The 17,059-nt window shown below is 41.1% G+C and carries 18 protein-coding genes and 1 tRNA gene; all 19 read left to right on the plus strand.

Annotated features, from left to right (window positions below; genetic code table 11):
- The first annotated feature begins 332 nt into the window (after window positions 1-332).
- Window positions 333-1,370, plus strand: a complete 1,038-nt coding sequence (locus RYL27_RS03345) for a PDDEXK nuclease domain-containing protein (protein ID WP_314965232.1) — start codon at window positions 333-335, stop codon at window positions 1,368-1,370.
- A gap of 333 nt (window positions 1,371-1,703) precedes the next feature.
- On the plus strand, window positions 1,704-2,075 hold the full coding sequence (locus RYL27_RS03350) for a Fic family protein (protein WP_314965234.1): 372 nt from the start codon (window positions 1,704-1,706) through the stop codon (window positions 2,073-2,075).
- Window positions 2,076-2,177: 102 nt separating this feature from the next.
- Window positions 2,178-2,249 (plus strand) — tRNA-Arg (locus RYL27_RS03355).
- 32 nt (window positions 2,250-2,281) lie between these two features.
- Window positions 2,282-2,518, plus strand: a complete 237-nt coding sequence (locus tag RYL27_RS03360) for a hypothetical protein (protein ID WP_304069395.1) — start codon at window positions 2,282-2,284, stop codon at window positions 2,516-2,518.
- Between the two features lie 158 nt (window positions 2,519-2,676).
- A complete protein-coding gene (locus RYL27_RS03365; RefSeq protein ID WP_314965236.1) occupies window positions 2,677-3,909 on the plus strand; it encodes an ATP-binding protein in 1,233 nt (410 codons plus the stop codon).
- A gap of 148 nt (window positions 3,910-4,057) precedes the next feature.
- Window positions 4,058-4,672: a DUF6088 family protein gene (locus RYL27_RS03370; protein ID WP_304069399.1), complete on the plus strand. Its 615-nt coding sequence runs from the start codon at window positions 4,058-4,060 to the stop codon at window positions 4,670-4,672.
- A gap of 345 nt (window positions 4,673-5,017) precedes the next feature.
- Entirely contained in the window at window positions 5,018-5,362 is a 345-nt protein-coding gene (locus RYL27_RS03375; protein ID WP_331667030.1) for a DUF1722 domain-containing protein, read from the plus strand.
- Complete coding sequence (locus RYL27_RS03380; RefSeq protein ID WP_314345168.1) at window positions 5,346-5,714, plus strand: TIGR02328 family protein; 369 nt, start codon at window positions 5,346-5,348, stop codon at window positions 5,712-5,714. The genes RYL27_RS03375 and RYL27_RS03380 overlap by 17 nt, the downstream gene beginning before the upstream one ends.
- A gap of 110 nt (window positions 5,715-5,824) precedes the next feature.
- Window positions 5,825-6,280 (plus strand): thioredoxin-dependent thiol peroxidase, encoded by a 456-nt coding sequence (gene bcp, locus RYL27_RS03385; protein ID WP_308579527.1) that lies wholly within the window; start codon window positions 5,825-5,827, stop codon window positions 6,278-6,280.
- A gap of 534 nt (window positions 6,281-6,814) precedes the next feature.
- Window positions 6,815-7,135, plus strand: coding sequence for a helix-turn-helix domain-containing protein (locus RYL27_RS03390; protein ID WP_314965239.1), 321 nt, complete (start codon window positions 6,815-6,817; stop codon window positions 7,133-7,135).
- Window positions 7,135-8,394 carry a type II toxin-antitoxin system HipA family toxin gene (locus tag RYL27_RS03395; protein ID WP_314965241.1) on the plus strand — a complete coding sequence of 420 codons (1,260 nt, stop codon included), beginning with the start codon at window positions 7,135-7,137 and terminating at the stop codon, window positions 8,392-8,394. Before RYL27_RS03390 ends, RYL27_RS03395 begins: the two co-directional genes overlap by 1 nt.
- A gap of 285 nt (window positions 8,395-8,679) precedes the next feature.
- A complete protein-coding gene (locus RYL27_RS03400; protein ID WP_314965243.1) occupies window positions 8,680-9,864 on the plus strand; it encodes an ABC transporter substrate-binding protein in 1,185 nt (394 codons plus the stop codon).
- 106 nt (window positions 9,865-9,970) lie between these two features.
- Window positions 9,971-10,834, plus strand: coding sequence for an ABC transporter ATP-binding protein (locus RYL27_RS03405; protein ID WP_314965245.1), 864 nt, complete (start codon window positions 9,971-9,973; stop codon window positions 10,832-10,834).
- Complete coding sequence (locus RYL27_RS03410; protein WP_314965247.1) at window positions 10,755-11,645, plus strand: ABC transporter permease; 891 nt, start codon at window positions 10,755-10,757, stop codon at window positions 11,643-11,645. The genes RYL27_RS03405 and RYL27_RS03410 overlap by 80 nt, the downstream gene beginning before the upstream one ends.
- Before the next feature lie 81 nt (window positions 11,646-11,726).
- Entirely contained in the window at window positions 11,727-12,413 is a 687-nt protein-coding gene (locus RYL27_RS03415; protein WP_314965250.1) for an L-2-amino-thiazoline-4-carboxylic acid hydrolase, read from the plus strand.
- A gap of 41 nt (window positions 12,414-12,454) precedes the next feature.
- A complete protein-coding gene (proC, locus tag RYL27_RS03420; RefSeq protein WP_314965251.1) occupies window positions 12,455-13,261 on the plus strand; it encodes a pyrroline-5-carboxylate reductase in 807 nt (268 codons plus the stop codon).
- A 179-nt stretch (window positions 13,262-13,440) separates the two neighbouring features.
- The gene (locus tag RYL27_RS03425) at window positions 13,441-14,838 is read left to right on the plus strand and encodes an ABC transporter substrate-binding protein (RefSeq protein WP_314965253.1); all 1,398 of its coding nucleotides are present in this window, start codon (window positions 13,441-13,443) and stop codon (window positions 14,836-14,838) included.
- A 191-nt stretch (window positions 14,839-15,029) separates the two neighbouring features.
- Window positions 15,030-15,914, plus strand: coding sequence for a carbohydrate ABC transporter permease (locus RYL27_RS03430; protein WP_314965254.1), 885 nt, complete (start codon window positions 15,030-15,032; stop codon window positions 15,912-15,914).
- Between the two features lie 129 nt (window positions 15,915-16,043).
- Window positions 16,044-16,937, plus strand: a complete 894-nt coding sequence (locus RYL27_RS03435; protein WP_314965256.1) for a carbohydrate ABC transporter permease — start codon at window positions 16,044-16,046, stop codon at window positions 16,935-16,937.
- Window positions 16,938-17,059: the final 122 nt, after the last annotated feature.

The raw sequence follows: 17,059 nt of genomic DNA on the forward strand, positions 1-17,059 counted from the left end.
TCCCATGACCTTTCCGCCTATTCCGATGAGGAATTGGAAGATGTTTTTGAGTATCACCATGGCGGAGAGCGAATTCGAAAGGCCTTTGCTATCTGGGAGCAGGTGAAAAAGGAGTGGAGAGATAGATCTTGAGCATAGTAATAATTTGCTTAAACATCATTATACACCGTCAAGTATCGTAAACATGCTGGTGTCAATTCTGAAGCTTTATTCAAACTGCCGTGTATATGAAAGCAAAGTACAGAGTTTAATATAATTCAGCGATTGCCTCGCCGCCTGAAAATCAAGATAAATGGAATTTGCAGACGGGGACTACAAAATTGGAGGATAAGATGGAGTTACAGGAAAGTACTCAAATCCAACTCATAACGGATATCAAGGATAAGATTAAAGCCGCGCAATACAAGGCTTTGCTGAATGTGAATGAGCAGTTAATCAGGTTGTATTGGGATATCGGAAATGATTTGAATAAGAATACAGCATATGGAAACAAGTTTATTGATACATTGGCACAGGAGATTAAACTGGCTTTTCCAGAGGCAAAGGGCTATTCAGCGAGAAACCTCCGGTATATGAAGCGTTTTGCTAGAGAGATAACGGATCAGAACTTTTTGCAGACGGTGTCTGCAAAATTGCCGTGGTCTCATAATCTTGTGCTGATTGAAAAATTGAAAACTATGGAGTCCCGATACTGGTATGGAGTGAAGGCGATTGAGAATGGATGGTCAGTTGCAGTATTAGAACATCAGATTGCTACGGGATTGATTGACCGTGAGCAAGGGAAAAAGCTTCAAAATTTTGAGAAACTTCTTCCGGAGGTACAAAGTGAACTAGCGATACAGACCATGAAAGACCCATACATTTTTGATTTCGTTGAGTTTGACGAAAAGATGAAGGAACGCCAGATAGAGGATGAGCTTGTAAAGAACATTACAAATTTTCTTCTGGAAATGGGCAAGGGCTTTGCTTATATGGGGCATCAGTATCCATTGACACTCGGCAAAGATGAGTTTGCACTTGATATCCTGTTCTACAATACAGTCCTACATTGCTATGTGGTTGTAGACCTCAAAACAAAGAAATTTATTCCAGAATATGCGGGGAAGATGAATTTCTACCTATCTCTTGTTGATGAGAAGCTGAAAACAGAGATTGATAATCCTTCAATAGGCCTTATACTGTGCCGGGACAAGAACAGGACTGTAGCTGAATTTGCATTAAAAGATATGGTAAAGCCTATAGGTGTGTCGGAATATCGCTTTACACAGGAACTGCCGGATGAGATTCGAGAAGCCTTTCCAGAGGCGGAAAAATGGGCGGAGCATATAGTAATTGAGACGGCAGATGTAACGGGAAGAAATGAAAACTGAACTCAAGCAGACCGGCAAAGCTCAGCGAGAAGCTGAAAAGTTCCCGACCATCGGAATCAAATCCGAAAATCGGGAGCTTGCTTTATGTGCAGAATTATACTCGGATTTCCGTACCGTCCTTAATGGTGAAGCGGATGTTGTCCTGTATTAGCCCTGTGACGATGTTCAGCTCATCAACTCGTCATTGAACGGGATAAGATCACAACTGAAAATGCCAACCTTGCACATGGACACGGAAACCTGAATCTGAAAACATTCAGACCATTTGCAAAGAATCCGCCGATAGCAAAGGTTTTCCGAGAGATTGGACTTGCTGATGAGCTTGGAAGTGGTATGCGAAACAGCTATAAATACACGAAGATGTACTCCGGCGGAGAGCCTATTTTTACAGAAGCTGATGTCTTTACAACTATTATTCCTCTATCTGAAGCTGCAACAGCTATGGTCGGGCCGTCTATAGAACTTGCTTCAAGGGAACAAGATAAGGAGCAAGTCACGATACAAGATCTTATTCAATTTTGCTCTATTCCTCGTAGTCGGAAAGAAATGCAAGAATTTATGGGGCTGGTCGGTAGAAGAAACTTTTCGGAAAAATATATCAAGCCTTTACTTATCGCAGGAAAAATAGAAATGACGGTACCCGATAAGCCAAACAGTAGGAACCAAAAATATCAAAAAGTGAATAGTGAAGGAATAATTTCCTAAGGACGGGCATATAGAAACAGTCCGGTTAACAGTAACAGCAACTTAGTTCCTACCCCGCATTGACAGAAAACTGCAGGATAGGTAAAATAAGAGAGTTCCATTGTTCCCTTAGTTAAATGGATATAACAAGCGCCTCCTAAGCACTAGTTGTGAGTTCGATTCTCGCAGGGAACATTCCTTCTTGCAGCAATGATTAGAGAGATTCGTTGCTGCAATTTTTGTTTTTAAAATGGAATGTGGAGGCGTGCAATGGCGTACAAGCATGTAAAAAAGAATACGAAGAGCTATGCTGCCAATATAAAAGTAGACATTCAAAAGTAGACATTGATGAAACAAAAGTAGATATTGATATTTCAGAGTCCATTGCTAATAAGTTAAAGGATACATCAACGAAAACAATAGATCATGTGCTTGCTTTATATAATACATTTGCTACTGTTTAATATTTTGGAAGAAGTGATGTTGTATCAATTATAAAGCTGAAAGATTCCGGTGCATCGAAGTTCTTATCAAAGCTATTGGAACTGGCGGTCATTGAGCCGACTTCTTGCATATACCATTAGCAGACAGTATAATAAGTACACCGAAGCGGTTTCAAGAAATGAAAAATCTTCAACTTTTGAAAGCGGGTGACGATATGAAAACAATTACAAGAGCAAAGTATCTAGACAGAATCATTGAACTGAATGGTACTCCTGACATCAAGATCATCACGGGCATTCGTCGATCCGGTAAGTCTAATCTGATGCAGGCGTATATTGAATATCTGAAAAGCCATTTTGAAAACATCAATATTATCTTCATTGACTTCATGGATTTGGCGTATGAGGAAATTAAGGAATACCATGCCTTACACGCCTATGTGGAAGAACATTATCAGGAAGGTAAAACGAACTATCTGTTTGTAGACGAGGTGCAGATGTGCCCCAAGTTTGAGTTGGCAATTAATAGCCTGTACTCTAAGGGAAAATACGACATCTATGTAACAGGCTCCAATGCTTTCCTGTTGAGTGCGGATCTTGCAACTCTGTTTACCGGACGCTATATTGAAATTCATGTGTTTCCTTTCAGCTTCCGGGAATATTGCCAATATTATGATGATGTTAGTGATAAAGATAAGCTCTTTGATGATTACGCTATCAAGGGCGGTTTAGCAGGTTCTTACGCTTACAGAACCGAAAAAGACAGAACAAACTATATCAAAGAGGTCTACGAAACGATTGTTACAAGGGATTTGGTGCAGAAATATGCGCTCCCGGACACTTTGGTTTTACAGCGTCTGAGCGAGTTCCTTATGGATAATATCAGCAACCTGACTTCCCCTAATAAGATTAGTCAGCTGCTGACAGCAAATGAGACTCCGACCAATCATGTAACCGTCGGCAAGTACATTAAGTATTTGTGCAGTGCTTTTGTATTTTATGATATTAAAAGATACGACATCCGAGGCAAGAAATACCTTGAAAGTTCTGAAAAGTTCTATTTGTGTGACAGCGGTATTCGATATGCAATACTGGGAAGCAGAAATATGGATTACGGCAGAGTATATGAAAACATCGTTTGCATCGAACTTCTTCGCCGTGGATACGATGTCTATGTCGGCAAGCTCTATCAAAAGGAGGTCGACTTTGTTGCTCAGAGAGGCAGCGAGAAGATTTATATTCAGGTCAGCGACAACATTTCCGGGCAGGAAACATTTGAGAGAGAATGCGCTCCTCTGTTTCAGATCCGAGATGCTTATACGAAAATGATTATTGCCAGAACCAAACATCCAAAATATAGTTATGAAGGAATCGAAATTCATGATATAGCCGATTGGTTGCGACAAGAATAAACAAGGCGAAATATCTCCGTCATTCTCTTTTGAAATGATGGAGATATTTTTATTTTCTGAGCGAATTAACAATTCTAAAACAATTCCTTTACTAAAAGAATTGAATTTCGTTAAAAAAAGTGTATAATATTTTTAACGAGGTAATTTTATGGAAAGACCAAATATATTAGGAAAAACACGTGATACCATAACGAAATTTAAACCGGGCTCGGTATTTTCAGCGAGTGACTTTTCTGATATTTCAGATAGTGCAAAAATAGGAGTCACGTTATCGAGACTTGAGAAAGAAGGCTTAATAAAAAAAATATTACATGGCATTTATGTATATCCAGAATATAATTCTTTTCTTGGGGAATGTATCGAACCGGACCCTAACGATGTTGCACACGCTATAGCAAGAAAATTTGGATGGACGATTGTTCCTTATGGCGACACTGCTCTTAACATATTGGGGTTGTCTACGCAAGTACCCTCTGTTTGGATTTATGTATGTGATGGTGCTTATAAAAAATATACTTATAAAAAGATAATGCTGGAATTCAAAAAGACAACTAATAAGGAAATTTCAAAATTATCTTATAAAACGGCACTAGTAATCCAAGCAATAAAGGCTATTGGTAAGGATGGAATTACTGAGAGTGTAATAAAGCAGATTAGAGAGAAGCTTTCTACGGAAGAGAAAATATCAATGCTTGAAGAAGCAAAATTTGCCACGTCGTGGGTGTACGTAGTAATAAAACAAATATGTGAGGATATGCAATGAGACAGATTGCAAAATTGAATTATAAAGATAGAGAGGCTTTATTTACCTTATCTTAGTTTGACAAAGACAAACAGTGAAGTGGCTTAAACACTTGATAAAGTTTATCTATTTTTGACACAAATGAATAATTGCTGACTGATATGGGACGAACTCCTAAGCACTAGTTGTGAGTTCGATTCTCGCAGGGAACATTCGTTCTTGCAGCAATGATTAGAGAGATTCGTTGCTGCAATTTTTTTAAATATGGAATAGGGATGTTTACAATATTTTGAAAGAAGGCGTAAAGTGCAGCACAAGAATATAAAAAAAGAATGTGAAGAGCTCTGGGCAAAATATAAATATTATGTGCTGAGCAAATCCCATAAGGCATATCTGGATATCCGAGAGTATTTGAAAGAAAAGGAAGTGGATATTGTATATCTACAGGAAAAAATACAAAGTGTAAAGGGTATCAAAGAGAGTAAAAAAGATTTTCATAATGCCATTCTTCATGTATGGGGATATTTTAAAAAAGAAGCAAGTGAAAGGGAAAAGCAAGGATTATTTGCCCTATTGGAAGAATATATGGAAGGGGAAAATAGTCAGGATGCTGTGATTCAATGTCTTAACGCTTTACTAAGGAAATATCCCAATCAATATTTAGAGGAATCTACTTTCTTAACAGGAGAAAATTATGAGACTATGGCATGAACAACTGATTCCCTTATTGCCGAAAAATCAGCTTCTTGGACAACATAGAGAATGCTGTGCCCTTAGAGGAAATGGGTGGAATAAGAAGCATAAAACAGTAGATTATGCATTTTCCTATACTCCATATCATTTATTTATATTTCATTCTTTAGTTATGGATGAAATGGAAAAAAGAGGGTATAAGGTTTCTGAAGAGTGGAGAGATAAGAATTATAGAGGAAAGACAGCAGAAAAATACGATAATCTTGAAGAAAAAATGATAGAAAGTCCTATCTACAAAGAGCATAATGGGGAATATCTGCTCGAGTGTATAGAAAACTTGCGAAATAAGGGTATAAAAATAGAACTATAAATGTTTAAATGGTTTATATTACAAAAGCTCATTGTTCTCAAAGGGGAGATGAGCCAATGATTCATGTGGCAAATTTTTAGCGAAAAAACCGCTGTTAAAGGAGGATTACTATGTTGGAAGTTGGAACAAAGGCACCGGATTTTACATTGCCGGATCAGGATGGAAACATGCACTTTCTGTCGGAGTACAGAGGAAAGAAGGTCATTTTATACTTCTACCCAAAGGACAATACCGCCGGTTGCACGAAGCAGGCTTGCGGCTTTGCAGAACGATATCCCCAGTTCACAGAGAAGGGTGCTGTGGTTCTGGGCGTCAGTAAGGACAGCGTGGCTTCCCACAAGAAGTTTGAAGAGAAATACGGACTGCCCTTTACTATTCTTTCCGATCCGGAGCTTGTGGCAATTCAGGCCTATGATGTATGGCAGGAGAAAAAGAACTACGGTAAGACCTATATGGGCGTGGTTCGTACCACTTATTTGATTGATGAAAATGGAAAGATTGTAAAGGCATTTGACAAGGTAAAGGCGGCGGATAACCCGGAGCAGATGCTGGGAGAATTGGGATAGTAAGTAAAAGAGCTGTAAAAAATCAAAATAGTTTTCTAAGCAATATAGGTCTGAATCGGGGCACGCTCCCGCTAGCCTAGCCACGTGGCGAAAAACTGTAGTTATCAAAGAAGTAAGCTCCGATGCAGTATAGGTATGAAATCGAGCACGCTCCCGCTAAGCTCGCCCAACGGGTAGGGTACTAAGCGAAAAACTACAGTACCTTTGTTTTTCGCAAGTACCGGCGGGCTCAGATTGCTCTCTTTCATACCTATACTGCATCTGTCGCTTCAACTTATTGATGTCTACAGTTCTTCGCTTTATGGATTTTCGCAAGTACTGATGAGCTCAAATCACTCTCATTTCAGACCTATATTGCCGAAAATGTCTCTATTATTTTGATTTTTGCCGCTCTTTTTTGTATGAGTAGGTATTTTCAGATTTCTGTTTGCAATTCAAAAGTTCCATTTGAAATTACCATATTATAATGTATACTAATATCAACGAAAAAATATATATAGTTTATAATAGTAAACGTTAAATGGGGTGCATTGGATGAAGAAAGCGGCATATAACATACTTCCGGGTACAGAAGAAATACTAAAAACCATGGGTGAGCAGATTAAGCTTGCCAGACTCAGACGAAGCCTATCTTCGGAGTTGACCGCAGAACGTGCCGGAATCAGTCGGGCATCTTTGTGGAAGGTTGAAAAAGGTGATCCATCCGTAGCAATGGGAATCTATGCGGCAGTTTTGCATGCTCTAAACAATCTTGATAAAGATCTTCTACTGATTGCAAAGGATGATGCGCTTGGTAGGCAAATTCAAGATTTAAATCTGATAACAAGAAAGCGTGCACCAAGGAGGAATAAATAGTGGTATCTAAAGAAAAGACAATTTTCGTCTACGATGACTTTAGCATGCAGAATCCAACACTAATGGGAATCCTCTATGTTAATAGCTTAAAGGGCGAGGAATCTTATTCCTTTGAATATGACAGAGAGTGGCTCAAAAAGACCTCGCTAAAAATCACATTAGATCCTGAACTTATGCCATATTCCGGAAGACAATATCCCTTCGGCAAAACAATCTTTGGACTGTTTTCAGATTCTTCTCCCGACCGTTGGGGACGTGTTCTAATGAATAAACGCGAAAGAATTTTGGCAGGAAAGGAAGGTCGTAAACCTGCTAAACTTTATGACAGTGATTATCTACTGGGGGGATATGATGAAACAAGGCTGGGAGGAATTCGATTTAAAACAGAGCCCAATGGGGCCTTCCTTTCAGATGATAAAGAAACAGCTGCACCGCCTTGGACAAGTCTTCGGACGTTAGAGGAAGCTTCCAGAAATTTTGAAAATGATGATACTACTTTATCTGAAAAATGGTTAAACCAACTAATAAGACCAGGCTCATCTCTTGGCGGTGCTAGACCAAAAGCTACTGTGATAGATCCGAAAGAACAGCTTTGGATTGCAAAATTCCCTTCCAAGAATGATGAAAATGATACAGGAGCATGGGAGATGGTAACACATGATTTGGCAGAGCTCTGTGGACTACATGTTTCGGAGTCAAAACTTGAAAAATTTTCTAATCTCGGAAGCACCTATCTGGTGAAACGTTTTGACCGTATTTTGAACAAGCGAGTACACTTTGCTTCTGCCATGACGTTGCTTGGAAAAACAGATGGAGCGTCTGCTGCAGACGGGACAAGTTATCTGGACATTGCTGCTTTTATAAAATCCTATGGTGCCCAGCCTAAGCAGGACTTGGTTGAACTTTGGAAACGTATTGTTTTTAATATGGCTGTTAGTAACACGGATGATCATTTACGAAACCATGCGTTCATTTTCACGGAAAATGGCTGGAGGCTTTCACCTCTTTACGATGTAAATCCGGTTCCCTATGGCGATGAATTATCCTTAAATATTGACGAAGAGGATAATAGTATCAATATTGACCTTGCAATACAGACGGCTGTAAGATTCGGAATTTCCGAGACTGATGCAACGACCTATGCAAAAAATATTCTGACTGTTGTAAAAGAAAACTGGGAGAAGCAAGCTAAAGCTTGTGGATTGTCCCGTCGGCTTATAGAAGAAATGCGTCCCGCCTTTAGCGCTTGCTATAGATAATTCTTTCTGCTCGCTTTAATTTCTAATTTCTCTGCTCTTGCTAATCATTCTAATCACACTTATCAAGAAGAGTGATTAGAATGATTTAACAGACAATGTCTGTAAATCCGGAATAGGACTAACTCTATTTGTAAAGGCAGAGACTATACCGTTTGCTATAAATATAGCCTATATACAGGTAAAAAATTTTTGGATTATGCAAATACCCACTATTCCTATATGCTAAAGGGGAATTAAGAACAAGGAAGTTTTATGAAGCTTAGTTGCAGGTTAGGAGGGTATAGAATGAAGGGAAATTTAGTTTTTACTGCTACTACATTACGAAAAATTGCTTTATTGGGAATATTGTCATTAAGCCTTATTGCTTGCGGAAAGGCGAAGTCGGGAGAGGGCAGTTCTACCGGCAGTCAGGCGGCAACGAAGCAGGAAAGTGACGGTACTGCAAAGCAGGAGGAGAATGGCTCTTCCGATCAGAAGGCGGAGAATAAGGATAACAAGAAGATTCCTTTAAGAGTGATTGCGAATAACAACAATGTGGCTCATATCGATTCCGTTATCGCGCAGTATGCAGGACTGTATGATAAGAATGGATTAGACACTACGATTCAGTTCAACCCCTCTAATCCGGATAATATTCAGGCACTTCTTGCCGACAAGGCGGATTTGGTTTCTGCCGGTTCCTCTGCGGTATTAAATTACATTGATAATGGTTCCGACATTGTCATCATTGGAGGACAGATGTCTTTGGGAGAAACGGTTTATGTGCGTCCGGAGAGAGCGGAGGAGTTTAAGGATTTATATAACCCCAATACTTTATATGGAAAAAAAGTCGGTGTAACCAGATTAAATACGGGAGACGTGGCATTCCGCAAGATTTTAAAGGATAAGGGATTGGATTTATCCAAAATCGAGTTTGTGGAGCTGGATTCTCAGGCAACGGTTACCCAGGCAGTCCTTAAGGGGGATGTGGATTTAGGCATTAACTTCTTAACCTTCCGTGATGGTGCGGAGAAGCAGGGGCTTGTTCCGGTTAGCCAGTTGGATGCGGAGGATGAATGGCCTGACTACATTTGCTGCCGACTTTTCACCACAAGAGATAAGCTGAAGGCGAACAGAGAAGCCTATGTGGATGCGCTGAAGGCGAATATTGAAGCCTACAGCCTTCTGGAAAATGACAAAGAGGCTGCGGAAAAAGCTGCTCGTCAGGGAATTGACTTAGACGACGATGCTTATCAAAAGCAGGTTTATCAATACGGTCACCTTGGCCTTAGCCCCAACCCGGACAGAAAGAACACTAAAGCATTCTTCCAGGCCATGGTAGATATCGGATACTCCAAGGGAAATGTAAATATTGATGACTATATTGATACCACTGTCTTTGAAGATGCTTTAAATGAGCTTATAAAGGAAAATCCGGATAACAAGACCTATCAGGCTTTGAAAGCGGAAAGTGAAAACACCAACCAATAAAATCAGCAATAAAAACAGTTCCGGCAAATAAAAGTATCAGTAAATAAAAGTATCAATAAATAAAAGTTTCAACAAAGAATAGTACCAATAAAAGGAGAGGGTTGTTTTGAGCAAAATAGAATTGAATCATGTATCCTTTGAATATATTGACAAAAAGAATCAGGTATTTGGCGCCCTGGAGGATGTTTCCTCAACGATAGAGGACGGACAGTTTGTCAGCATTATCGGAGCCAGCGGATGCGGAAAAAGTACAATTCTAAGCATTTTGGCAGGCTTAAACCGCCCGAAGTCGGGAGAGGTACTCATTAACGGAGAAAAAGTAAAGGGAACAGGCAAGGATCGTAGTGTTGTATTTCAACACTACTCCTTGTTTCCTTGGATGACCATTGAAAAGAACCTGATTTTCGGCATTAAACAAAATATCAAAAATCTTTCCAAGAAGGAGCTGCAGGAAAGAGCTTCTTTTTACTTGGAAAAAGTAGGTCTAAAAGGTGTGGAGCACAAGTATCCCTCCGAGCTTTCCGGCGGAATGCGGCAAAGGGCGGCCATTGCCAGAACTCTTGCCATGGACACGGATATTTTGTTGATGGATGAACCCTTCGGTGCCATTGATGCCAGAAACAGGGTGCTTTTACAGGATTTGCTTTTGGATATCCTAAAAGATACCAAGAAAACCATCGTTTTTGTTACCCATGATGTGGACGAGGCACTGTATTTGTCCGATAGAGTTCTGTTTATGAAGAACAAAAAAATCGAAAAAGACATCAAGCTTCCCTTTGAACGACCAAGATCAAGGGAAGAGCTTCTGGGAAGCTTGGAGTACAGAAGAATTCGGAAAGACATTGTTTCGTTATATTATGATTATGATAGAAAAGAGGAAAATGTAGTTTATGTGGAAGAAGATTCATACAGTAGTGCCTCACCTTCTGTTTCTGGTTCTGAGCCTTATTATTGTACAGCCCTCTCTTAGCGGGACGAAGGGATATTTGCCCTTCCTGTTTGTGGTATTTGCATCGGAAGCGATTTTGCTTCTTTTTCGCAAATCTCCCGTAGCTGTAAATATCGGTATCATACTCTACTGTATTCTGATTTTCTGGGAAATCATGACCGCTAAAATCGGGGTAAAAAACAGCATGCTCTATCCCGCTCCGGAAAATGTTTTTAGCGTTTTTCTGGGAGACCATCAAAAGATCCTGCAGGGTGTATTCAGTTCTTTGCAGCTTCTGTTTATTGCTTTTATTATTGCTACCGTACTGGGGGTATCCCTAGGACTGTTTGTGGGCTTGTCCGACCATTTAAGCGGAATCGTCCTACCTATCGTCCGGGTTATCAGCCCTATTCCGCCGATTATTTATTCTCCCTATGCCGTGGCATTACTGCCGACCTTTAGGGTGGCTGCGATTTTTGTGGTCACTTTAACCATTTTCTGGAGCTTGTTCATGAATATGGTGCTTAGCGTTCGGGAGATTGATCCCAAAATCATGAACTCCGCAAAGACCTTAAATGTCAGCAAGTTCAGTATGATTGTGGATGTGTTAATCCCCTACAGCCTACCGGGGCTGATTAACAGTATTTCCGTTTCCATTTCCACCTCCTTTTTGGTACTTACTGCGGCGGAAATGATCGGAGGTACTTCCGGTCTTGGTTGGTACATCAAGTATCATTCGGATTTTGCAAATTTTGATAAGGTCGTTTTCGGCATTTTCATGATCGGCCTTGTGGTGACCATCTTGAATTTTGGCGTAAAATCCCTAAGAAGAGTGTTGGTGCCTTGGAAGTAAACAGGGCCTGCAGTACGGTAGCTTAGGAGAAAAATATCGAACGGAGCTTCGTCAGGAGAAAAGTCAGGAGTAAGGAGTCTTATGGACGGATTTAATGAGCGTGTGCACGCATATATTCCGGCAAAATACTATCATTATCTGGAAGAGTATTTTGGAGAAAGAGGGAAAAGAGCATTTTTACACGCGGTGCAGTACTATGGAGCCCAAAGAGGAAGAAGAATGGCGCAAAGAGCCATCAGAGACGGGGTTGAGCTGACACAGGAAAATTACAATTATTATGGAGAGTGGATTAATACGGAGGAAATCAAGAGGGAAGGCATTGAAAATCGTGCGGAACTTACCCCGGATGGTGTGATGAAAATCAGTTCCTGCCCTTGGTATACCCAGTTTCAAGACATGAACAGCCGAGAGGCCGGGGCGCTTTATTGTAAAGATTTGGACGCCTCCATTTCCAGAGGCTTTAACCCGTTTTTAGGCTATGAAGTGGAAAAAACTCTACATGAGGGAGAGTACTGCATTCATCACCTTCGCAGCGGAAACATTGGGGAAGGAGCAAAACGCGGAAAAAATCCGGAGAGTCTTAGACCTTTTGCCTATCACTGTGCTCACATTTATTATGCTTTTAAGGAAGTGACGGAAGCGATTTTTTTAAGGGAAGGCGTGAAGGTCTCCGAGAAGGTTTTGGAAGATTTTCAAAAAGACTATGGGGAAGAAATGACAGATGCTATAGTAAAGTATCGCAATGTTAATTTTAACGTATGTGACTAAGCTTAATGCGTATTAAGAGAGAAATCGGAAAGGAGTTTCAAATGGCAAAAACAATCGGATTTTTAGGCGGCGGTAACATGGCGACCGGGATTATCGGCGGTTTAATCGACAGAAAAAGCTATGAGCCGAAGAATATCTTTGTTCGGGAAATCAATAAGGACAGAGCGGCTTGGCTTCAGAAACAGTTTGGGCTGAGCATTGTGGAGAGCAATGAAGAGCTGGCCGGAAAAACGGATCTTATCGTCTTCGCGGTAAAACCCCAGGATGGAGAAAAGGCCGGAAAGGAACTGGCGCCTTACTTAAAAAGACAGAAAACCATCGTTTCCATCCTGGCAGGAAGCCAAATCGAAAAGCTTCATGCCTGGTTGGGAGAAAATGTTTCCATTGCCAGAATCATGCCCAACACCATGATTGAATCTCAACGCGGATACAGCGCTCTTACCTTTGATCCATCTTTTGATGATACAAAAAAGAAAGAAGTCAGAGGCATTACAGAGTCCATCGGAAAGACTCTTGAGATTCCGGAAAGTCAGTTTGATGCCTTTACAGCCAGCAGCTGCGCCGGTCCGGAATGGTTGATACTCTATGCAGGAGCTTTGGTGGATGCAGGAGTGAAAACCGGACTGAATCGTGATGACGTTCGAAAGATTGTTATTGAAAATCTCATCGCCACAGGGAAGGTTTTGGAAAACACCGATAGACACTTCTATCAAATTACAGACGAAATGAACACTCCGGGAGGAATCGGTATCGCCGGACTTCATACTTGGCAAAAGGCCGGACTTCACGGCATCATTATGGATGCGGTAGAAGCGGCTTATAAGAGAACAACGGAGCTTGGAAAGTAAAAGCTCCGTTTTTCTATGCCCTTTTTTGAAAGATATTGATTCTGAATTCTGTAGCAAAGGAAGATGCGATAAATTCTTGACACCCTCCATTTATTGGGTATAATGCTAGATAAAAGCATAAAACGGCGATTAGATTGTGTGCAAAGTCGCTAAAAACTTGTTGAAATTGGAGGAATAGTATGAAGAAAAGAAAACTCTTATCCCTTGCCTTGGCTTTAGTCCTGGGGCTTTCTCTGCCGGGCTGTGCGAACAATGCATCCAAGGCGGAAAGCGAGAAGGGCAGTGCTGCGGCAGGAGAGACAAAGGCTGAGGAGGCAGGCGGAGAAAAGGCGGAAGCCTCTGAGGGAGTTAAGGAGATGAAGCTTCCCACCTTCCTGGCAGGAGAGAATGTTGGCGCAAAGTTCTTCCTTCCTCAGGTAGAGCGTTTTAATAAGAAGTATGAGGGAAAATATAAAATCACCGTAGAAGAGGTGGTACAGGATTCCTATGCGGAGAAGATTAAGCAGCTGGCTACCCAGAAGAAGCTTCCTGCTTTGGTGCATAGCCCTGGATCCGGCGGAATCGATGCCCAGTGGTTTAAGCAGGTGATTTTGGACAATGACCTTGCCTACGATTTGACAGATTTTGCCAAGGAAACTCCTGAGCTTTCCGATTTGTGGATTCCGGAATCCAAAGAGTATTGTACCTATAACGGTAAGCTGGTGGTTTCTCCCATGCTGGTGATTCGTCCTATCGGTATGTTTTACAACGAAGACCTGTATAAGCCGGAGAAAAGCCTTGGAGAGCTTAGTTATGACGAGTTTGTTTCCTCTTTAGGCGACAACAAAATCGCTTTTATGACCTCTGAAAATGCTTGGACCACTACTTTGATGCTTTCCGCCCTTGTGGGCAATGAAGAGGGTGGAGCAAAGCTTTTACAGGACAGCGTAAAGGATAAGCTTTGGGATTATACGGAAGAGCCATTTGTAAAGGGCGTAGAAAAGCTACAGACACTTTTGCAGAAGAATGCTTCCGCAAATACCTTGGGAGCAGCTTATGCAGATGCAGCCAATGCTTTCATGAGCAACAAGGCGGCCGTAATTCCCAACGGTTCCTGGATGGTTTCCGAGTTTAACGAGGAATCCAAGGACAAGTGGAGTAACGATTTTAAAGGATCCTCCGTGCATGCCGGCATTTATCCCGGAAATATTGCATTAGCAAATCCTGCAGGCTACGGAGATTTCTGGATTCCCGCTACTGCAAGCGATGACGAGAAGGAAGTGGCTAAGGCATTCCTTACTTTCCGCGGCAGTCAGGAAGAGCTGGAAGCCTATCTTTTGGCAGAGGGCGGAACCGCACCAAAGCTGAAGTATAGCGAAGATTTCCTGAATAAGCTTAAGGAAAACCCATTGTTATACGAGTACAATCAGAGCGTAAATGATGGTACAAAATATGTACCTATCTTAGGGGATGTGTTCCCGGCTTCTATCGGGGATCAGGAATTCGGAAAGCTTTTACCAAAGCTGATTGACGGAAGCTTGAGCCCGGAAGAGTTCTGTAAGGAGCTTACAAAGAAGGCGGAAGAGGCAAAGCAGTAATACTTTAATGGTAAAAGGTTAAAGTATTGCCATGCTAAAGTACGAAGTAGAACAGCCGGAGAGTGGTATTAGGCTAATAGAAAAACAGTACATAGGATATTAGCCAATAGAAATGTAGTAAAACAGATTAAGCAAAACAGACTAAGCCAAACAGATTAAGCAATAGAAAGAGTAAAGGGGAGTAAAATAGGATGAAAGCATCAAGCTTGGAAAGACGGAATTATAAGTGGATTGCCCTGTTTTTGCTCCCCTCCTTTTTGGTTTTTCTCTTCTTTTATTTACAGCCGATTCTCAGTATTTTTCTAACGTCCTGTACGAAATATGACGGCTTTAATAGTCCCCGTTTTGTGGGATTGCAAAATTACATACAGCTTTTTGGGCAGGAATCCTTTCAGCTTTCCATGAAGAATCTTTTTTTGTGGTCTCTTATTGCCACCATCCTTCATGTGGGCTTTGGAACGATTCTTGCTTTTATTTTGTTCCAAAAACCTAGAGGCTGGAAATTCGCCAGAGCGGTTTTTATGGTGCCGAATGTGATTTCCGCAGCGGCTTGGGCTTTGATTTATCGTTTCATTTTCAATGATGAAATGGGCTTTATGAACGGGCTGATTCGCCTCTTTAACAAGGACTTTCATCACCAATGGTTCTTTGAATCTCCCTATGCCTTTTGGGCGGTGACGCTCACCTGGCTTTTTTATGCGGTGATTGTAACCCTTCTTGTAATGAATGACCTGTATTCCATTCCGGAGGAGGTATTTTCCGCAGCGAAGGTGGACGGCGCCAATACCCTTCAGATTCTTTGGCATATCGAGCTTCCCATGTGTCGTATTTCCATCGGAACCTCTATCATTGCCTCCATTACGGCCAGAATCGCCATGTATGAGCAAATCGCCCTAACCACTTCCGGAGGGCCGGGAAACGATACCATGAACCTCCCCCTCATTTTGATGAAGAACATTTTGGACTTAAAATACGGCTTGGCCAATGCCAGCGGCGTGATGATGTTTTTAGCGGGAATCTTGGTGCTGCTTTTGGTGCATAAGGGATTTCGTTTAAATGAAGGGATTTATGACTAAAAGTAGAGGAGCTCAATCTAAAGCATCAAAGCGAAGTAGCTAAAGGAGTTTTGAAATAAGTCGTTTATGGGTATGACAGATAGGGGCGCTTAGTAGCAGTGAAACTGAAGATCAGTAGAAGCTGTTTTTATGGCAATGAAGGGATTTATCACAATGAAAGCATTTTTGCAAAATAAAGACAATGTCAATGTAAAGAAAAAGAAGGGGTTCTTATCCTCCCTTCTCATTGGATTACTTTTGTGCTTTACCATTTTGATTTCTCTCTTCCCGATTGTGTGGGTGATTTTATCCTCCTTTAAAACCAATGCGGCTATTTTGTCAGATCCCTTTTCCCTACCTACAGGCTTTTCTTTAGAGCCCTACAGTTATATTTTTTCCAAGTATAATTTTGTACAGTATTTTTTGAATTCCACCTTGGTTTCCCTTTCCGCAACACTACTGGCTTTATTGATTTATGCCATGGGAGCCTATGTTTTTGCCAAGTATAACTTTCCGGGAAAAAATCTTCTTTTTATCCTGTATTCCATCACCTTACTGGTGCCGGCACAGTCCAAGGCTCAGCCGATATTTTCCCTTTTGATTCATCTAAATCTCTATGATTCTCTGCCGGGACTCAGCCTTGTGTATATTTCCATGGGATTGGCTATGAGTATCTTTGTATTAAGGCCTGCCTTCCTTGCCATACCCAAGTCTTTGGATGAGGCGGCGATTTTGGAGGGAGCGGATTTCTTCACCGTCTTTTGGAAAATCAACCTTCCCTTGGCAAAGGGCGGATTAACTACAGCGGGAATTCTTTTGTTCCTTGGAAACTGGAATGAGTATTTCTATGCCTCATTGTTGATTAGTTCGGATAAGGCAAGAACTCTGCCATTGGCCTTGCAATTTTTCACAGAGTCCTTTTCCTATAATTACCCCAGACTTTTTGCGGCTTTGACCGTGGTGGTTTTACCGGGAATCTTGCTCTATGCGGTTTTAGAGGAGCAGGTGCAGACGGCTATGGCAAGTTCTGGAATTAAGGGCTAGAGAATAAAAATTTGTTGTAAAATTTATAATGCTTTAGAAATTAAAATGTTTATCAAGCAAAATTACCCCCTCGAATTCGAGGGGGTTTTTAATGGATTAATTCGGCCATGTAATTAGTAAAT

Source organism: Oribacterium sinus (genome assembly GCF_963537195.1).
GTDB lineage: Bacteria > Bacillota > Clostridia > Lachnospirales > Lachnospiraceae > Oribacterium > Oribacterium sinus_A.

Excerpts from the sequence above, each read along its gene's own strand:
- RYL27_RS03345 (WP_314965232.1), top strand. The coding sequence starts at position 333 with ATGGAGTTACAGGAAAGTACTCAAATCCAACTCATAACGGATATCAAG.
- RYL27_RS03350 (WP_314965234.1), top strand. The coding sequence starts at position 1,704 with ATGCGAAACAGCTATAAATACACGAAGATGTACTCCGGCGGAGAGCCT.
- RYL27_RS03365 (WP_314965236.1), top strand. The coding sequence starts at position 2,677 with ATGAAAAATCTTCAACTTTTGAAAGCGGGTGACGATATGAAAACAATT.
- RYL27_RS03370 (WP_304069399.1), top strand. The coding sequence starts at position 4,058 with ATGGAAAGACCAAATATATTAGGAAAAACACGTGATACCATAACGAAA.
- RYL27_RS03380 (WP_314345168.1), top strand. The coding sequence starts at position 5,346 with ATGAGACTATGGCATGAACAACTGATTCCCTTATTGCCGAAAAATCAG.
- bcp (WP_308579527.1), top strand. The coding sequence starts at position 5,825 with ATGTTGGAAGTTGGAACAAAGGCACCGGATTTTACATTGCCGGATCAG.
- RYL27_RS03390 (WP_314965239.1), top strand. The coding sequence starts at position 6,815 with ATGAAGAAAGCGGCATATAACATACTTCCGGGTACAGAAGAAATACTA.
- RYL27_RS03400 (WP_314965243.1), top strand. The coding sequence starts at position 8,680 with ATGAAGGGAAATTTAGTTTTTACTGCTACTACATTACGAAAAATTGCT.
- RYL27_RS03410 (WP_314965247.1), top strand. The coding sequence starts at position 10,755 with ATGTGGAAGAAGATTCATACAGTAGTGCCTCACCTTCTGTTTCTGGTT.
- RYL27_RS03415 (WP_314965250.1), top strand. The coding sequence starts at position 11,727 with ATGGACGGATTTAATGAGCGTGTGCACGCATATATTCCGGCAAAATAC.
- proC (WP_314965251.1), top strand. The coding sequence starts at position 12,455 with ATGGCAAAAACAATCGGATTTTTAGGCGGCGGTAACATGGCGACCGGG.
- RYL27_RS03425 (WP_314965253.1), top strand. The coding sequence starts at position 13,441 with ATGAAGAAAAGAAAACTCTTATCCCTTGCCTTGGCTTTAGTCCTGGGG.
- RYL27_RS03430 (WP_314965254.1), top strand. The coding sequence starts at position 15,030 with ATGAAAGCATCAAGCTTGGAAAGACGGAATTATAAGTGGATTGCCCTG.
- RYL27_RS03435 (WP_314965256.1), top strand. The coding sequence starts at position 16,044 with ATGGCAATGAAGGGATTTATCACAATGAAAGCATTTTTGCAAAATAAA.